This is a genomic window from Kitasatospora sp. NPDC059327 (genome assembly GCF_042752535.1).
GTDB lineage: Bacteria > Actinomycetota > Actinomycetes > Streptomycetales > Streptomycetaceae > Kitasatospora.
This window is the reverse complement of the sequence record NZ_JBHYYB010000017.1, coordinates 16,716-34,107: the sequence shown is the minus strand read 5'-3', so window position 1 is coordinate 34,107 and position 17,392 is coordinate 16,716. Positions and strand designations below refer to the sequence as shown.

Here is a 17,392-nt window from a genome sequence, read left to right as displayed (position 1 = left end):
GACGGCCGGGCGCCCGGGCCGTCGCCCGGGCCGGCCGGAGAAGCCGCCGCGCCCGCCCTCCCATTCCAACCCGCCGGGGGGCACTCGGCCAGGAAGAACAGCAGGAGGAACTTCGCCCCGGCGAGCCCCGCTCCCGGCGCCCCCGGTCCCCCGCCCCCGCCCCGGGCGCGGGATCAGGCGAGGAAGGCGGCCAGTTCGGAGTTGACCTCCTCGGCGTGCGTGAAGATCAGGCCGTGCGGCGCGCCCGGGACGATGCGCAGGGTGGCGTCGGCGAGCAGGGCGGCCAGCGGTTCGGCCGTCACGCCCGGCGGCAGGGTCCGGTCGGCGGCGCCGTGCAGGACCAGCACCGGCACGTCGATCCGGGGCAGGTCGGGCCGCAGATCGGTGCCCCAGGCGTCCGCGCAGGCGGTGGTGGCGCGGGCGGAGGACTCCAGGCCCACGCCCCGGTGGTAGGCGGCCACCCGCTCGCTCACTCCGGCGCCGCGCAGCAGGTCCACCGCGTACAGGTCGTGCAGGTAGCCGGTCATGAAGGCGGCCCGGTCGGTCACCACCGTCTCGCGCAGCGCGCTCAGGGCACCGCTGCCGGGGCGGTCGTGGGCACCGCACGGGTACGGCGGGGCGGCGGCGATGAGGACGGCGGAGCGGACCCGTCCGGAGCCGTGGACGGCGAGGTAGCGGGTGACCTCGCCACCGCCGAGCGAGTAGCCGACCAGGGTCGCGTCCCGCAGGTCGAGTGCGGTGACCAGGGTGTGCAGATCGGTCGCCAGGGTGTCGAGGTCGTACCCGTCCCAGGGCCGGTCGGAGCGGCCGAAACCCCGCCGGTCGTAGCTGACGACACGGTGGCCGGCCGCGAGCAGGGCCGCCTCCTGGCTCTCCCAGGAGGCGGCGTTGAGCGGCCAGGCGGGCACCAGGACCACCGGACGGCCCGTCCCGTGGTCCTCGTAGTAGAGGCGCACCGGAGCGGCGTTCTCCTCGCCGACGGTCAGGAAGGGCATGCGGGGCTCCGTGGCTCGGCCGTACGGGGGGCGGACTGTCGTCGACCGTACGGACGGGCAGGGGCCCGGCTGTGCCGACAGCGCACACCCTCTGTCCGCCGGGCGACCGCGCCCGGCCGAGGGTCCCCGACGGACGGCGGACCCGGGCTACCAGGCCCGGCGGTGCAGGGCGATGTGCAGGGTGTCCACGGCCTGGATCAGGGCGGAGCGGGCCGAGTCGGTGCGGCAGTGGGAGTCGAGCAGTACGAAGCCGTGCACGACGCCCTGGTACCGGGTGGCCACCACCGGGACACCCGCCCGGCGCAGCCGGGCCGCGTAGGCCTCGCCCTCGTCGCGCAGCACGTCGGCCTCCGCGGTGATCACCAATGCCGGTGGCAGGCCGGTGAGTTCCGACGGTTCGGCGCGCAGCGGGGCGGCGACGGCCTGGGTGCGGTGGGCCGGGTCGGGCAGGTAGGCGTCCCAGAAGCGGCGCATGTCCGCCCGGTGAAGGAAGTACCCCTCGGCGAAGGCGCGGTAGGACGGGGTGTCGAAGTCCGCGTCGGTGACCGGGCAGAGCAGCACCTGGTGGAGCAGCCGGGCACCGCCGCGCCGGCGCAGGAGCAGGGTCAGTGCCGCGACGAGGTTGGCACCCGCCGAGTCACCGGCCGCGGCCATCCGGCTCCCGTCGAGCCCGATCTCGTGCCCGTGCTCGGCGATCCAGCGGGCCACGGCGTAGCACTGCTCGACGGCGACCGGGAACCGCGCGGCGGGCGGCCGCCCGTAGTCGACGAAGACCACCGCGGCGTCCGCGCCCACGGCGAACTCGCGCAGCAGGTGGCGGTAGCTGTCGGCGTCGCCCAGCGCCCAGCCGAGGCCGTGCAGGTAGAGGACGACCGGGGTCGGCCGGGCCGCGTCGACCGGTCTGATCACCTGGATCCGGACGCGACCATTCGGGGTGGGCAGGGCCAGCCGGGTGGTGACCGTGTCCCGGTGGCCGTCCGACGGGTGCGGTCCGGCCAGGAAGGAGAGGTCGAGGGGGTCGGGCGCGGCCTCCCCGGACGCCGCCGGACCGGGGCGGCGGGCGTGCGAACGGGCGGTCAGGAACTCCTGGAGGTCGCCGTCCAGGATCGGGCCGCGGGCTTCGGGGGTGGCGCTGTCGGACACGGGTCTGCTCCTGGCCTGGTGGCCGGTCGGACCGGCTGCCGCGGGTGGTAGGCGCTTCCCTGGGCCGGTCGGCGCCTCGCTCGGGTGTCCGCAACCGCGGTGCGCGGCGGCCGCCGCGGTTCCGGGCACGGCGGCGAGCCGGGGGAACCGCCACCGTGCCCGGAGAGCGTGCCGGGCCGGGGCCCGGGGCGCCCGGACCGCACGTCTCCACGCTAGGGACCGGTGCGGTCCGGAACCATGCCGAGCGGGAACCGGAATCCGCCCCTCCGTGCACGGCCGCCGGTCAGGCCTGCTCCGTCCGGCGCGCCCGACGGTCAGGCCTCCGCCGCCCGGCGCGCCCGCCACTCGCGCGGGGACGTCCCGTAGGCGGCCCGGAACGCCCGGCTGAAGTGCGCGGGATTGACGAACCCCCAGCGCTGGGCGACCGCCGAGACGGTCGGTGCGCTGCGGCCGCGCCGGCCGAGCTCCCGGGCGCACTCCTCCAGCCGGCGCCGCTGGATCAGCCGGCTCACCGTCACCCCCTCCCCCTCGAAGAGCCGGTGCAGGTAGCGGACCGAGATGCGGTGGGCGTCGGCGATGCTCTGCGGGGTCAGCCCGGGGTCGCCGAGCCGGCCGTCGATGTGGGTCCGGACCAGCCGGACGAGATGGGCGTTCGCGTCGTCGGGGTCGGCGGCCGGCCGGCCGGCGAGCTCGGTGACGAGCGTCAGGAAGAGGTCGGCGACGCTGTCGGCCAGCAGGTCACCGGCGGCGGCCGGGTAGCTGGGCGCGGCATCGGCGAGGGTGTCGAGGAAGGGGAGCAGGACGGCCCCCAGGCTCTCCCGCGAGCCGACGGCCCGGCCCGTCACCCGACGGATCTCGGCCTCCGGCACCCCGAGCAGCCGGTGCGGCAGGTGGAACACGTGGGAGCGGAAGCGCTCCGGGTAGTCCACGGAGTAGGGCCGCGCGGTGTCGTACAGCACGAGGTCCCCGGCCGCGACCTCGGCCCGGCGGCCGTCCTGGGTCAGCACGGCCCGTCCGGACACCTGGACGCCCACCGCCACCTGCGGCTCGGCGCCCGGCGAACGCGCGATCAGGCCCGGTGTGCGGGACAGCCGGGTCGCGTCCGCCTCCAGGGTGGACACCCGCAGACTGCCCAGCCGGTGCGACTCCAGCCGGCCGTCGAACGGGCCGTCGGCGAGCGGCACCACCTCCACCGGCGCCAGGGCGTACGACACCGCCCGGCCCCAGTGCACCGCCTTCTCCCCGTCCGGCACCGCGGCGGTCGTGACCCGCTGGTTCACCAGGCTGCCCCTTTCTGTCGGCACGCGCGGCCCAGGCCCCGCACGACCAGCCTGGGCCGGGGGGTAGCGGGTCGCCTAGGTCATCTGACTGTCGCACCGCCCGATGCGGTGGGGCGTGCGCCGAGAGGCACGGGGAGTGCGCGGCCGGCACAGCCGGCGACGGGTCACGGTGCACGGCCGGGACAGCCTTCGACGGGGCGGACGGGCGCCGCGCGGGCCCGGGGCAGCTCCTGCCCGCGGCCTCACCGACCCTCCAGGGCCTGGGTGAGCGCCGCCCGCGAGGCGATGCCGAGCTTGGGAAAGATCTTGTACAGGTGCGCCGCGACGGTGCGGTGCGAGAGCCCGAGCCGGTGCCCGATGTCCTTGTTGCTCAGGCCGGTCGCGGCGAGCCGGGCGATCCGCAGCTCCTGCCCGGTCAGCGCGTCGGGCACCCGGTTCGGCTCCGCCGCGACCGGACCGCCGGCGGCCCGCAGCTCCTCCTCGCAGCGCCGGGCCCACGGCTCCGCCCGGAGCCCCCGGAAGGCCCGGTGCGCCGCGCGCAGCACCTCCCGGGCCTCGGCCCGGTGCCGGCGGCGCAGCCAGGAGCCGTGGGCCAGCCGCAGCCGGGCCAGCTCGAAGACCCACTGCTCGGCGCCCGGTACGTCGTACGCGGCGCGGTAGGCCCGGTCGGCCGCGTCGTCCTCGGCCGCCAGGGCGGCCGCCGCCGCGAACAGGAAGGTGTGGTGACCGGAGATCTCACCGGCGCGCCCGGCCGCCCCGGCGGCGACGTGGGCGCGGGCCTCGGCGTGCCGGCCGGTGTGCACGGCGGCGTCGACCAGGTCGAAGGCGAGCTGGTGGAACCAGGGCACGCCCCCGGGCCGCCGACCGGCCGGCAGCAGCCCGGTGAGGTGCGTGTACGCCTCCTCGTAGCGCCCGTGCGCCAGCGCGGCCAGCCCCTGCAGATGGGTCAGCCGGTCCAGCACGAACCGCATCCCGGCGCGGGCGGCCACCGGCCCGATCAGCCGGACCGTCTCCGCCAGGCCGGCCTCGTCGCCGCGCCCGGCCAGGAAGTGCGCGTGGTAGTGGCGGAACATCAGCGCGTTGCAGTGGTAGCCGAGTTCCCCGGCCGCCTCGGCCTCGCGCAGGCAGACGTCCGCGAGCTCCCAGCGGCCGCGCAGGAAGTCCTGGTAGCACGTGGCCTTCGCGACGGAGCCCTGGGTGGCGTAGCCGTGCAGGCCGGTGAAGCGCCGCCACAGGTCACCGTCGGCGACGTCGACCGCCGAGGCGGTCCAGAGCAGCAGCCAGGCGGCCCCCGCCTCCTGTTCCTCGCTCATCCGGTCGACCAGCGCGGTCAGCTCCCGGGCCACCCCGCGGGCGGTCCGGGCCGGGTCCAGCCAGGCCCGGTGGCAGAGCCGGGCGGGCTCGGAGGCGTGCTCGCGGTGGCGGTCCAGCGCCTGCCAGGCCCTCGGGTCGTCGGTGTAGGTCGCGGTGAGCAGCAGTTTGAAGAAGACCTGCTCGGCCAGCCCGTCGAAGGTCTCGGCTCCGGGGGCGGCCAGCGCGTCGAGGGCCGCGGGCAGCAGGGCGGCGGCCGACTCGAAGTCGATCCGGTGGCTCTGGTCGACGTACACCACCGCGTAGGCGAACAGCGGCGCGATGTCCGGCGGCACCGGCCGGGTCCGCAGCTCCGCCACCAGGGCCGCGCTGTGCCGCAGCCGGCCGCCGCGGGCCGCCATCACCGCCGCCCAGGTGAGCCGCCGGGCCCGCTCGTCCGGGTCGGCGCTGAGCGCGGCGGCGCGGTCCAGCAGCAACGCCCCTTCCGCGTCGCCGCCCCGGCGGGCCAGCCGGCTGCCGGCCTCCTGGAGCCGGCGGGCCAGGTCCTCGTCCGGGAACAGCGCCGCCGACGCCTCGTGCACCAGCCGCTGCGGGTCCTCCGGTGCCAGTCGGGCGGCGAGCGCGCGGTGCGCCTCGCGCCGCGCGGCCGGCGTGGCCGCCGAGATCACGGCCGTGCGCACCAAGGGGTGACGGAAGACCAGCCGGCCGGCGTGGTCCAGCCGGGCCAGCCCGCCGGCCTCGATCTGCGCCAGGGCCTCCTGGGCGTCCTCGCCGGCGACGGCCCGCAGCCACACCCCGCCGGAGGAGTCCGGCCCGGCGGCGAGTGCCGCCAGCAGGAGCAGCCGGCCGGCGGACGGGGTCAGCGCGGCGAGCCGCCCGGCGAACATCCGCTCCAGGTGACGCCCCAACGGAAGGCGGTCGGGCAGCGGGACGACCCCCCGCCGCTGGTCCGCGGCCAGCTGACGCGGCAGCTCGACCAGCGCGAGCGGGTTGCCGGCCGCCTCCCGCAGGACCCGCCGGGCGGCGGTCGCCGCCAGCTGCGGGTAGCTCCGCCGCAACAGCAGGGCGGCGTCCGGCTCGGCGAGTGCCCGCACCTCGATGGGCTCGGCCGACCACGACTGGGCCACCGGACCAGCCGGGCGGCTCGCGCCGACGACCACCAGCGGCAGCTCGGCGCAGCGCCTGCGGACGAACGCGAACACCGTGGCACTGGAGGAGTCGATCCAGTGCAGGTCGTCCAGCAGCAGCAGGAGCGGCCCGCCCAGCGAGGCCTCGGCCAGCAGGGCCAGCGTGGCGGCGCCGACGGCGAACCCGCTCGGCGCGGTCCCGGCCTGGACGCCCAGGGCGCTTTCGAGGGCCACCCGCTGATGGGCCGACAGTGCGCGGGAGTCGGCCAGCAGGGCCCAGACGGCCTGGTGGAGCGCCCCGAACGCGAAGTCGGTCTCCGCCTCGGCGCCGACCGCGCTCAGCACGGTGAACCCGCGCGCGCGTGCCTCGCGGGCCGTCCGCTCCAGCAGCGTGCTCTTGCCGACCCCCGGCTCGCCCCGCACCAGGACGGCCGAGCCGCCCGCGCCACCGGCCGCCCGGGTCAGCGCCGCGTCCAGCAGGTCCGTCTCCCGCCGGCGACCGACCAGGAGCGGACCGCAGATCTCCCGCACCGTCGCTCCCCGGGCCGGCGACCGCCCGGAGGGGGTCGGCAGATCGTCGCTCCCCGCGCGGGCGCGCGGGACCCGACGGGCCGGGGCCGCCCGACGGCGACCCGTCGCCGGGCAGGCTCAAGGCTAACCGCCCGACGGCGGTCCGCGTGCCGGTCCGGGAACGCCCGAGGGCCCCTCGGCCGCGCGTCGGCGCAGGTGAGGGGCGCTCGGGGCGTGCAGTGGCGCGGTGGTGCGTGGCCGATCGAGCCGGCCGGAACCGGTCCTCGCGGGGTCGGACCGGAGGAGTCCGGGGCCGGGCGGCGACCGGCCGGGTCAGCCGGCGACGAACTCCAGCAGGTCCTTGGTGAACGCGGCCTCGTACGCGCCGACCAGGCCGTGCGGGGCCCCCGGGTAGACCTTGAGGATGCCCTGGGACAACAGCTCGACGCTCTTCTCCGCGGAGGCGGCGATCGGGACGATCTGGTCGTCGTCGCCGTGGGCGACCAGGACCGGAATGTCGATCTTCTTGAGGTCCTCGGTGAAGTCGGTCTCCGAGAACGCCTCGACGCAGCCCAGGGCCCCCTTGAGGCCGGCCTGCATGCCCTGCAGCCAGAACTCGCGGCGCTTGCCCTCGGACACCTCGGCGCCGGGCCGGTTGAAGCCGAAGAACGCCTCGCTGAGGTCGTGGTAGAACTGCGACCGGTCGGCGGCCACACCGGCCCGGATGCCGTCGAAGGCCTCGATCGGGGTGCCCTCGGGGTTGGCCTCGGTCCGCAGCATCAGCGGCGGCACCGCGCCGAGCAGCACGGCCTTGCGCACCCGGTCGCTGCCGTGGCGGCCGAGGTAGCGGGCGACCTCGCCACCGCCGGTCGAGTGGCCGACCAGGACGGCGTCGGTGAGGTCGAGCCGCTCCATCAGCTCGGCCAGGTCGTCCGCGTACTGGTCCATGTGGTTGCCGTCCCAGGTCTGGCCGGAGCGGCCGTGGCCGCGCCGGTCGTGGGCGACGACCCGATAGCCGGCCTCGGCGACCGCGACGGCGAGGCTGTCCCAGGCGTCGGCGTTCAGCGGCCAGCCGTGCGAGAGGACCACCGGACGGCCGGTGCCCCAGTCCTTGAAGAACTTCTGCGAGCCGTCGGAGAGCGTGATGAAGGGCATGACGCGCCTTTCGATGTCGGTGCTGGGCCCTGGCCGGTGGGCCGGGCCGGGGAGCGTCGAACAGGTCAGGGGTGGAGGGGTATCAGGGGGGTTGGGGTCGGGCGGGCGGGCGAAGGGACCCGTCCTCAGGAGCCGGCGGGTGCCGGGGCCGGGCGGTGCAGCAGGACGCGGACGGCGAGCCCGCTGCCGACGCCGCCCAGCAGGGTGACCGCCACCCACCAGGCGGCCCAGGGCGCCAACCCCAGGACCTGGTCGACGGAGTAGCGGCCGGGCCCGGTGAGCGCGAGCACCGTGGCGACGACGATCAGCACCAACGGGTACTCGTAGCCGTCCTTCTGCACCCACAGGCCGTGCGGCCACTTCACGGTCAGGGCGACCGTCATCACCCCGGCCGCGCCGGCCGCCGCGAGCGGGGTCAGCACCCCGGCGGCCAGCAGCAGGCCCGAGCCGATCTGGCCGGCTCCGGCGGCGAGCGCGGTGAGCGTCCCGCCGCGGAAGCCGTCGTGCCGGAACTCCTCGGTGCCGCCCGCGAGGCCGCTGCCGTCGAGCCGGTAGCTGACCTTCTGGATGCCGTGGCCGGCGATCAGCAGCCCGGTCACCAGGCGGAGAATGAGCATACCGGTGTCCATGGTCTCGTTCCGTTCCCGGTCAGCCCGCGGCGTGCGGGTCGATCATGGACTGCGCGTAGACCACGCCCATCCCGTACGCGCCGCCGTGCTCCTTGACCACGTCCAGGGTGTCCGCGTAGGTCTCGGTGCGGGCCCAGTCGCGCTGGAGCTCCAGCAGCACCTGGAGCCAGGTGACCGGCACCGCGCCGGCGGCGGTCATCCGCTGGAGGGCGTGCTCGTGCGCGGCCGGCGTGACGCCGGCGGAGGCGTCGGCGACCACGTACACCTCGTAGCCCTGGGATATCGCGGACAGGGCCGGCAGGACCAGGCAGACCTCGGTCCAGAGGCCGGAGAGCACGATCTTGCGGCGGCCGGTGGCCTTGACCGCCTCGACCAGTGCGGTGTCCTCCCAGGCGTTCATCGAGGTGCGGTCCACGACCTCGTGCTCGGGGAAGACCGCGCGCAGCTGCGGCAGGATCGGCCCGGAGAAGGACTCCGCCGCGACGGTGGAGAGCACTACCGGGACGTCGAAGACCCGGGCGGCCTTGGCCAGGCCGACGGTCGCGTTGATGACCCCGGCGCGGTCGGCGCTCGCCGCGCCGAAGAACATCTGCGGCTGGTGGTCGACGAACAGCATCATCGCGTTGTCGGGCGAGATGAGGTCCGGGCTGGGCCGGGCCGAGACGCCGGTGAGGTCGATGTCGGGTGCGGGGGTGAGGTCGGTCATGGTCGGCTCCTTGAATCGGGAGGGTCGGGACAGGGAAGGGAGGGGCAGGGAGCGTCGGGTGGTCGTCGCGGCCGGGGCGGCCGGGGCGGCCGGGGATTCGCGGTGCGCCCCGGGCCCCGCTGGTCAGCCCCCGAAGCAGGGGTCGACGAAGCCGGCCGGGCCGGCGGGTTCCAGGCCGCGGGCGAGCCGCCACCGGTACTGCTCCTCGGCACCGGCCGCCACCTCGGCCAGGCGGTCGGCCTGCCGGGCGCCGGAGGTCGAGGGCGGCGGGGAGGCCTGGTAGCCGCCGAAGTGGGCGACCGGGCTCCAGGCCGGGCTGATCGGCGGCGCCGCCTCGTCCAGGCCCTCGTACTCGGCCGCCGCGTGGACCAGGCGGCCGCCCACCACGGTCAGCACGGCCTCGATGTGCGGGATGTCCGCCGCGGGCACCGTGAAGTAGTCCTGGGAGAGCACCGCGAAGTCCGCGAGGAAACCTTCCTTCAGGAGCCCCTTCGACTCCTCCTCGCCGGTGATCCGGGCGCCGCCGCGGGTGTACAGCTCCAGCGCGCTCTCCCGGGAGAGCAGCCGCTCCGGCGGGTAGAGTCCGCGACCGCCGACGATCCGCCCGGTCACCAGCCAGTGCAGGGCCACCCACGGGTTGTAGGAGGAGACCCGGGTGGCGTCGGTGCCGGCCGCGACCGGCAGGCCGAGCGCCAGCATCTCCGTCACCGGAGGGGTCCTGGCGGCGGCCTCGGCGCCGTAGCGGTCCACGAACGCCGAGCCCTGGAAGGACATCCGGTTCTGCACGCTGATCGCGCCGCCGAGCGCCGCGATCCGCTCCAGGCTGTCCGGGGAGACGGTCTCGGCGTGGTCGAAGAGCCAGCGGTTGCCGGCCGGGAAGAGCCCGTCCGCGGCGAGCCGCTCGAAGACCGCGAGGTCGCGCCGGATGGTCTCGTCGTACGTCGCGTGCAGCCGGAAGCCCCAGCCGTGCTCCATCAGCAACCGGACGGCCTGCTCGAAGCGGCCCTCGTAGCCGGCCTCCAGTTCGGGCCGGGGCTCGCTGAAGTTCTCGAAGTCGGCGGCGGCCCAGGTGAGGTTCTCCCCCGCGCCGTTCAGCCGCAGCCACTCGTCGCCCTCGTCCGGGCGGACCGTCTCGACCCAGCGGCGCAGGTCGTCGAGCTCCTGTCCGGCGGTCTGCGGGAACAGGTGGTAGCCGATGCGCAGCGTGAGCTGCCCCTCGCGGGCCAACTCGATGACGGTGGCGTAGTTCTCGGGGAAGTTCTGGAAGCCGCCGGCGGCGTCCACCGCCGAGGTGAGGCCGAAGCGGTTGAGCTCGCGCAGGAAGTGCCGGGTGGAGGTCTTGCGGTCGGCCGCGTCCAGCGCGGGGGCCTTCGCCAGCGTCGAGTACAGCACCAGCGCGCCGGGGGCGGCCAGCAGGACGCCGTTGGGTTCGCCGTCGCGGCCCCGGACGATCTGCCCGCCGCGCGGATCGGGCGTGTCGCGGGTGAAGCCGGCCGCACGCACGGCGGCCCGGTTCAGAATCGCGGACTGGTAGAGGTGCAGGACGAAGACCGGGGTGTCCGGTGCCGCGGCGTTGAGTTCGGCCGGGGTGGGCGGCCGCCGCTCGGCGAACTGCTCGGCCGTCCACCCGCCGACCACCCGGATCCACTGGCCCTTCGGGGTGCGGGCCGCCTGCTCGCGGAGCATCGCCAGGGCCCGGCGCAGCGAGCGCACGCCGTCCCAGCGCAGTTCCAGGACGTAGTTCAGTCCGCCGCGGATGACGTGCAGGTGGGAGTCGTTGAGCCCGGGGACGACCCGTCGGCCCAGGCCGTCGACCACCCTGGTGTCCGGGCCGAGGTGGGCCGCGACGTCGCGCTCGTCCCCCAGGGCGAGCACCCGGCCGTCGCGGACGGCGAGCGCGCGGGCCCGGGGCCGGGCCGGGTCGCCGGTGTGGATCTTCGCGTTGCGCAGTACCAGGTCGGCGGGGTGCTGGGGCGGGCCGGCAGCGGGCACAGTGCCGCCGACGGGCATGGATTCTGCCATGATCGTCGCTTTCGGGAGGAGGCCGGGGGAACGGGCCAGGAGGAGGTCAGAGGGTGCGGCGTACGCCGGCCTGGCGTTCGAGATCGCGGAGTTGGACCGTCAGATCGCCCTCCACCGCGTGGTGGGCGGGGCCGCTGCGGCCGATCGGCAGGACTTCCCCGCCCCGCATGTCCTCCAGCATCAGCGCGAACGCGGTGTAGAGGGCGACAGCGGCGAGCAGCAGCCCGAGGGCGCCGGAAAGGGTGCCCAGCCAGGCGACACCGGTCAGGTTGGCCAGCGCGGCCACCGCGAACCGGGGCACCGCGGCGCAGAGCACCAGCCAGAGGGCCCGCTTGCGACCCGCGACCGCCGCCATCATCAGCGCGAACAGCGCGAAGGTCGCGTTCAGCACCCCCAGGACACGGGTGCCGCCGACCGGCTCGACCACCAGGACGAGCGAACTCGCCAGCCAGAGGCCGGAGAAGCAGGCCATCAGGGTCGCCGCGAGGACGTCCCGGGCACCGAGGGCGAACACCGCCACCACCAGTTGCAGGACGAACGCCGGCAGGATCGCCAGGCCCACCGCACGCCGTGCGCCGTCCTCGAAGACGCCGAGTTGGAAGCAGCCGACCAGCACCGAGGCGATCCCGACCGCGTAGAACCCGAGCGGCATCGGCGAGGCGATCGGCCGCAGGTTGATCCGCGTCATCCGGCGCAGGTCCGGCTCGAAGCGGCGGCCACCGGGCGGTTCGGCCGGGGAGCTCTCACTGGTCGTCATGATGCCTACTCCGATGCGGTGGAAGAGCTGCGCGGACCGCCGCGACGCGGGTCGCACGCGGTCCGGTCCGGCGGGCCGGAACCCGGTCGCCGCGCGGAACACCACGGACGGTATGGCCGCTTCGGGGCGGCCGGTGCTCTCTCCCTGCACAGGCCTTGCTCACGGGCGCACCGACGCCGCGACCGCCCGGAGCGCCGGGAGCGCCCGGAGCGAACCCCGCGCCACCACGACGCGAACGGGACGGTGCCGAAGGCGGCACCGTCCCGTTCGCCCACCCCCTCCGACCGGGCCCGGCGCTCCGCCCCGGCCGCACCGCTCCGGGCCGGTCAGCCGGCCGACCGGGGCGCGCGGATCACACGCTCTGCACAGTGGCCACAGGCCCCCTCACCGGGGCGCAGTTCGGCCAGCACCACCCACAGCGGCCGCCGGCACGACGCGCAGCTCCCGCTCCACGGCACGGCCGGGCCCGGAAAGGGCACACCCGGGAGGAAGTGGCTCTCCGCCGCGTACGTCGTCGCGGCCTCCTCGGCGAACCGCAGCAGGGTGGTGACGCCCGGCGGACGCCCGGCCGGCCGCCGGGACGGGTCGCCGACGACCCCGGACCGGGCCGCCCGCAGCAGCGCGGAGATGTCCGGCAGCCGGGGCGCGGGACGCCGCGGCGGCGGGACGGACGGGCCCGGTCGCGGGGGAAGTCCGGGCCCTTGATGAGCCGCTGGAGCCTCGGACCCGTCCGCCGGCGGCAGGCCCACCGCTCCGACCGGCCCGCCCTCCCGGCCCGACGCCGCCACGGTGACCCGGGACCAGACCACCCGCCACACCTCGAACTCGCGCTCGGCCACCCCGAGCGCCGCGAGACAGCCCTGGAGGGTGCGCCAGGTCGGCACCGCCCGGCCGGTCAGGAACTCGTCGATGGTGCTGCGGCCCACCGCGTACCCGCGCCGTGCCGCGGCGGCGGCCATCGTGCGCAGCGCGGGGCGGCCGCGCTGCGCCCGGAGCACCCGCACCGCGTCCATGAGTTCGTGGGGCTGGGTGATCAGGTCGAGCGGCCGGTCCAGGGCGAGCGTGGTTCGCCTGGTCGGCCGCCCACCGGCCCCGGGGAGCGGTGGGTAGACCGGCGTCCGGTTGGCGGCCGCCTTCTCCCACAGGGCGCGCACCCGGTCCGGAGGGGCGCCCACGGCCGCGCCGATCGCCTCGGTGGCCGCCCGACCGACCAGGGTCTCGCCGCCGAGCGCCCGGTTCACCGAGGCCGGTGAGCACCCGGCGGTGCCATGCAGCGCCGCCGCGACGGCACGGTGGCTCATCCCCCGGGCGAGCCTCGCCTGGTTCAACTCCTCGGCGAGGCGACGGACATGGATCTGCGCACGGGCCCGACGCACGGCCCCGGGGGTCTGCTCGGCGGGCCCGCTCATCGGCTCGGACGCCGGGTGCGGCGCAGCTCGCGGACCAGGAGCACGGCGACCGCGCCACCGATCCCCAGGACCGCACCGATCTCCCGGCCCCCCAGACCGGACAGTGCCAGGGCGCCCGACTCGCCCATCACCGCGGCGACCACCCCGGCCGCGGCGAGGGAACGCAGGGCGAGTTCACGCACCAGGAGCACGGCGACCGCGCCGGCCGGCCCGAGCACCACACCGATCTCCGCCGTCCGCATCCCCGCCAGTGCCGCCGCGCCGGCCGCGCCCATCACCGACACCACCACCACGGCCGCGGCGGCCGAGCGGGTGCGGTCCGCCGCGCCGCCGCCCGCGGCGGCACCCCGGCCGTTCCCGGGCCACCGGCCATTCGCCGATCCCCGGCCGTCCCTGGATCCTCGACTCACGAAAGAGTCCTCACGTTCGTGGCCCTGGTCGAGGCACTGCCTCGTCCGGGCCGACCTGATGCCACGTCATGCCCGTTACCACTCGGTTGAGTCCGGTGGGTTGCACCCCTTTCCGGCCCCTCGGGCTGCCCCCGATGATGCACTCCTCCCGGGGCGCGCCACCACTCGTCCCTGGCGGTGCCTCACGATGTCCGGCGCCTCACAACCGGCGGGAGGCCCGGACCGGGGTCCGTCACCCGCTGCCGCCCTGGCCACAGCGGTGTCCGGGTGTGCCAAAACTCGTGTCCGGCCCCTCGTGTCCGGCGCTCCCCTCGCATCGCCAGACCGCGCCGGTCTACAGTCCGTCCGACCGGGAGACGACCGCCGCAGGGGCGGCCGTTCCCGAGCCGGCCGCCCCGGCCGATGCCACGTCGCATCAGGGGATTTCGGCGCCCTCCGTTGCACCGGAGCCGCCGCGCGACCGACGGGTTGAGTCGGTCGCGGGTGTTCCGGCAGCGATCCGCTGCCGGAACACCCGCCCGGCCGTGCCACCCGTCGGGCTACGGCCGAGCACGCCAACGGCCCATCTGTCCATGGCTATTGACTAAGAATCCAACAGTGGCGATTCTCGTCACACCGAGTACGCGGGACATGACAGTCGCCCGGCCGGGGCGGTCAGGCGCCCCGCCGGCCGGCCGTTCCTCCGCGTCGTCCGCGCACCGAAGACCTGAGTGGTGACCATGACCCGACACCCCTTCCGCAGACGCAGACTCGTCACGGCCCTGGCCTCCCTGCTGACCCTCCTCGCCCTGGTGTTCGCCGCCCCCGCGCCGGGGGCCTCGGGCGGGACGGGCTGGTGGGACCCGGTCGCGCGGCCCGCGCCCGACTCGCAGATCGGCGTCACCGGCGAGCCCTTCCGGGGCACCGACGCCCAGGGCCGGGTCCGCGGCTTCGTCGACGCGCACGACCACCTGATGTCCAACGAGGCCTTCGGCGGGCGGCTCCTGTGCGGCAGCACGTTCTCCGAGTCGGGGATCGCGGACGCGCTCAAGGACTGCCCCGAGCACTACCCCGACGGCTCGCTCGCCGTCTTCGACCTCATCACCAAGGGCGGCGACGGCAAGCACGACCCGGTCGGCTGGCCCACCTTCAAGGACTGGCCGGCCCACGACTCGCTGACCCACGAACAGAACTACTACGCCTGGGTCGAGCGGGCCTGGCGCGGCGGCCAGCGGGTGCTGGTCGACGACCTGGTCACCAACGGGGTGATCTGCTCGATCTACTTCTTCAAGGACCGCGGCTGCGACGAGATGGACTCCATCCGCCTCCAGGCGCGGAAGACCTACGAGCTGCAGGCCTACATCGACCGGATGTACGGCGGTCCGGGCAAGGGCTGGTTCCGGATCGTCACCGACAGCGCGCAGGCCCGCTCGGTGATCGAGCAGGGCAAACTCGCCGTCGTGCTCGGCGTGGAGACGTCCGAGCCGTTCGGCTGCAAGCAGGTCCTGGACATCGCGCAGTGCAGCCGGGCCGACATCGACCGCGGCCTGGACGAGCTGTACGGCCTGGGCGTGCGCAGCATGTTCCTCTGCCACAAGTTCGACAACGCGCTGTGCGGGGTGCGGTTCGACGAGGGCGCCCTCGGCACGGCCATCAACGTCGGCCAGTTCCTGTCCACCGGCACCTTCTGGGCGACGGAGCAGTGCGCCGGGCCGCAGCACGACAACCCGATCGGCCTCGCCCCCGCGCCGGCCGCGCAGAGCTCGCTGCCGCCGGGAGTGGCCGTCCCGTCCTACGCGGCCGGCGCGCGGTGCAACACCCGCGGCCTCACCGAGCTGGGCGAGTACGCCCTGCGCGGCATGATGCAGCGCAGGATGATGCTGGAGGTCGACCACATGAGCGTCAAGGCGGCCGACCGCGCCTTCGACGTCCTCGAATCGGCCTCGTACCCGGGCGTCATCTCCTCGCACAGCTGGATGGACCTCGACTGGACCGAGCGCGTCTACAAGCTGGGCGGCTTCGTCGCCCAGTACATGAACGGCGCCGAGGCGTTCAGCGCGGAGGCCCGGCGCACTGACGCGCTGCGCGACAAGTACGGGGTGGGCTACGGCTACGGCACCGACATGAACGGCCTCGGCGGCTGGCCGGCCCCGCCCGGTGCCAACGCCCCGAACCCGGTCCGGTACCCGTTCCGCACCGCCGACGGCGGTTCCGTCGTCGACCGCCAGACCACCGGTGAGCGCACCTGGGACTACAACACCGACGGCGCCGCGCACTACGGTCTCGTCCCGGACTGGCTGGAGGAGATCCGGCTGGTCGGCGGGCAGGGCGTGGTCGACGACCTCTTCCGGGGCGCCGAGTCCTACCTCGGCACCTGGGGGGCCACCGAGCGCCACCGCGCCGCGGTGAACCTCGCCGCCGGCTCGACGGTCACGGCGGCCTCGACGGAGTGGAACCCGTTCACCAGCTACGCGGCGGCCCGGGCGGTCGACGGCGACCGGGGCACCCGTTGGGCCAGCGACTGGAGCGACGACCAGTGGCTGCGGATCGACCTCGGCGCGACCACCCTGGTCGGCCGCGTCACCCTGGACTGGGAGCGCGCCTACGGGAGGGCGTACCGCATCGAGGTCTCCACCGACGGGACCGGCTGGCAGTCCGTGTGGTCCACCACCACCGGTGCCGGCGGCCTGGACACCGCGCGGTTCGCCGGCGTCCCGGCCCGGTACGTCCGGGTGCACGGGCTCCAACGCGGCACCGGCTGGGGCTACTCGCTCTACGAGGTCGGGGTCTTCAGCACCTGACGGACGTCCCCGACGGGGTTCGCGGGCCCCGGGCGACCGCCCGGGGCCCGTGGGGGCGTGCCCGCTGCCCGGGCGCGCTCCGCCTCACCCCCGGCAGGTGTGCGGCATCAGGTAGACGTCCACCGCGACCTGGCGCTCGGGGTGGGCCGACGGGAAGGAGGAGAACTCCAGGTAGTAGGGCAGCGGCGGGCGCTCGGTGCGCTGCATGCCCTTGGTGGCGGCACTGACCGCCAGGTGCATGTAGGTGAACGGGATCAGCTCGGGCGGTCCGACGTGACGCATCGCCAGACCGGTGGAGGCGGGCACCACTTGGACGCCCATGCCGTCGCGGGTCTGCGGATCGAAGCGGTCCGAGACCGGGACGCAGATGTCGTGCCGCGTCCGGGCCCCGATGAAGAAGTCCGGGTCGTCGTAGGAGACGCCCAGGGCCTTGGAGCGGGCCGGACAGTGGCCGTGGGTGGTGAGCCAGCCCCGCAGCCGCTCCCAGGCGGTGTCGGCGCTGTCGATCGGGCCGAGGTGGGAGTAGAACGCGACCCGGCGCTGCGGGATCGCGGCCGGACGGATGTCCGCGCCGGCCGCGCCGGCGGTGGGCCAGGTCGTGTTCTGCGGATTGGTGCGCAGGTCGGTGGGACATATCCCGTAGGCGGACCGGAACGCGCGGGTGAACGCCGCGTGCGAGTTGTACCCGGCGCTGACGGCGATGTCGATGATCGTGCGGTCGCCGTAGACCAGCCGGTAGGCCGCCAGGGAGAGTCTCAGCCTGCGCACGTAGCGGTGGATCGGCTCGCCGACCTGGTGCCGGAAGACCCGGCGCAGGTAGTCGGGCGAGGTGTTGGTGGCCATCGCCAGCTCCTCCAGGGAGACGGCCGCCTCACCGTCCCTGACCTGGGCCACGATGTGGGGGATGGCCCGGCGCAGACGCTCGTCGTGGCTGCTCAGTGTGTCGATCTTCATAGCAGACTGAAGCCCTCCGCTTCTCGGGTCCGCCGGGCGGGTCCGACGGGCGACCGGAGCCGATTCCGGGCCTGTGGGGCCGACGCCTGACGACGGACCGACCGATGGCATGTCAATCGATCGCACCTCAAGGACTACCTGCGCGATCACCCCCCGTGCGCGCCAGGGTCGGACGTCCGGATCCCATCGCCCCGGGGCATGCCC

The 17,392-nt window shown here is 75.4% G+C and carries 13 protein-coding genes; 1 reads left to right on the top strand and 12 read right to left on the bottom strand.

Features of this window, described 5'->3' with window-relative positions:
* Nucleotides 1–173: 173 nt before the first annotated feature.
* From ACFXHB_RS13340 to ACFXHB_RS13290, 11 genes are all read right to left on the bottom strand, one after another.
* Entirely contained in the window at nt 174–995 is an 822-nt protein-coding gene (locus ACFXHB_RS13340) for an alpha/beta fold hydrolase (protein WP_380574176.1), read from the bottom strand.
* Nucleotides 996–1,142: 147 nt separating this feature from the next.
* Nucleotides 1,143–2,138: an alpha/beta hydrolase gene (locus tag ACFXHB_RS13335; protein WP_380574175.1), complete on the bottom strand. Its 996-nt coding sequence runs from the start codon at nt 2,136–2,138 to the stop codon at nt 1,143–1,145.
* A 314-nt stretch (nt 2,139–2,452) separates the two neighbouring features.
* Nucleotides 2,453–3,418 carry a helix-turn-helix domain-containing protein gene (locus ACFXHB_RS13330; RefSeq protein ID WP_380574174.1) on the bottom strand — a complete coding sequence of 322 codons (966 nt, stop codon included), beginning with the start codon at nt 3,416–3,418 and terminating at the stop codon, nt 2,453–2,455.
* 242 nt (nt 3,419–3,660) lie between these two features.
* Entirely contained in the window at nt 3,661–6,387 is a 2,727-nt protein-coding gene (locus tag ACFXHB_RS13325; RefSeq protein WP_380574173.1) for an AAA family ATPase, read from the bottom strand.
* A gap of 312 nt (nt 6,388–6,699) precedes the next feature.
* Complete coding sequence (locus tag ACFXHB_RS13320; protein WP_380574172.1) at nt 6,700–7,521, bottom strand: alpha/beta fold hydrolase; 822 nt, start codon at nt 7,519–7,521, stop codon at nt 6,700–6,702.
* Between the two features lie 125 nt (nt 7,522–7,646).
* Nucleotides 7,647–8,150 (bottom strand): DoxX family protein, encoded by a 504-nt coding sequence (locus tag ACFXHB_RS13315; RefSeq protein WP_380574171.1) that lies wholly within the window; start codon nt 8,148–8,150, stop codon nt 7,647–7,649.
* 19 nt (nt 8,151–8,169) lie between these two features.
* The gene (locus ACFXHB_RS13310) at nt 8,170–8,856 is read right to left on the bottom strand and encodes a hydrolase (protein ID WP_380574170.1); all 687 of its coding nucleotides are present in this window, start codon (nt 8,854–8,856) and stop codon (nt 8,170–8,172) included.
* A gap of 123 nt (nt 8,857–8,979) precedes the next feature.
* Nucleotides 8,980–10,878 carry an amidohydrolase gene (locus ACFXHB_RS13305; protein ID WP_380574168.1) on the bottom strand — a complete coding sequence of 633 codons (1,899 nt, stop codon included), beginning with the start codon at nt 10,876–10,878 and terminating at the stop codon, nt 8,980–8,982.
* A 46-nt stretch (nt 10,879–10,924) separates the two neighbouring features.
* A complete protein-coding gene (locus ACFXHB_RS13300) occupies nt 10,925–11,635 on the bottom strand; it encodes a GPR1/FUN34/YaaH family transporter (protein ID WP_380574167.1) in 711 nt (236 codons plus the stop codon).
* 326 nt (nt 11,636–11,961) lie between these two features.
* Nucleotides 11,962–13,044: a helix-turn-helix domain-containing protein gene (locus ACFXHB_RS13295; protein WP_380574166.1), complete on the bottom strand. Its 1,083-nt coding sequence runs from the start codon at nt 13,042–13,044 to the stop codon at nt 11,962–11,964.
* Entirely contained in the window at nt 13,041–13,454 is a 414-nt protein-coding gene (locus ACFXHB_RS13290) for a hypothetical protein (RefSeq protein WP_380574165.1), read from the bottom strand. Before ACFXHB_RS13290 ends, ACFXHB_RS13295 begins: the two co-directional genes overlap by 4 nt.
* A 719-nt stretch (nt 13,455–14,173) precedes the next feature.
* Here ACFXHB_RS13290 and ACFXHB_RS13285 point away from each other — a divergent pair.
* Nucleotides 14,174–16,234 (top strand): discoidin domain-containing protein, encoded by a 2,061-nt coding sequence (locus tag ACFXHB_RS13285; RefSeq protein ID WP_380574164.1) that lies wholly within the window; start codon nt 14,174–14,176, stop codon nt 16,232–16,234.
* Nucleotides 16,235–16,318: 84 nt separating this feature from the next.
* On the opposite strand, the gene ACFXHB_RS13280 is transcribed toward ACFXHB_RS13285, so the two are convergent.
* Nucleotides 16,319–17,188 (bottom strand): GyrI-like domain-containing protein, encoded by an 870-nt coding sequence (locus ACFXHB_RS13280; RefSeq protein ID WP_380574163.1) that lies wholly within the window; start codon nt 17,186–17,188, stop codon nt 16,319–16,321.
* Between the last annotated feature and the right edge of the window lie 204 nt (nt 17,189–17,392).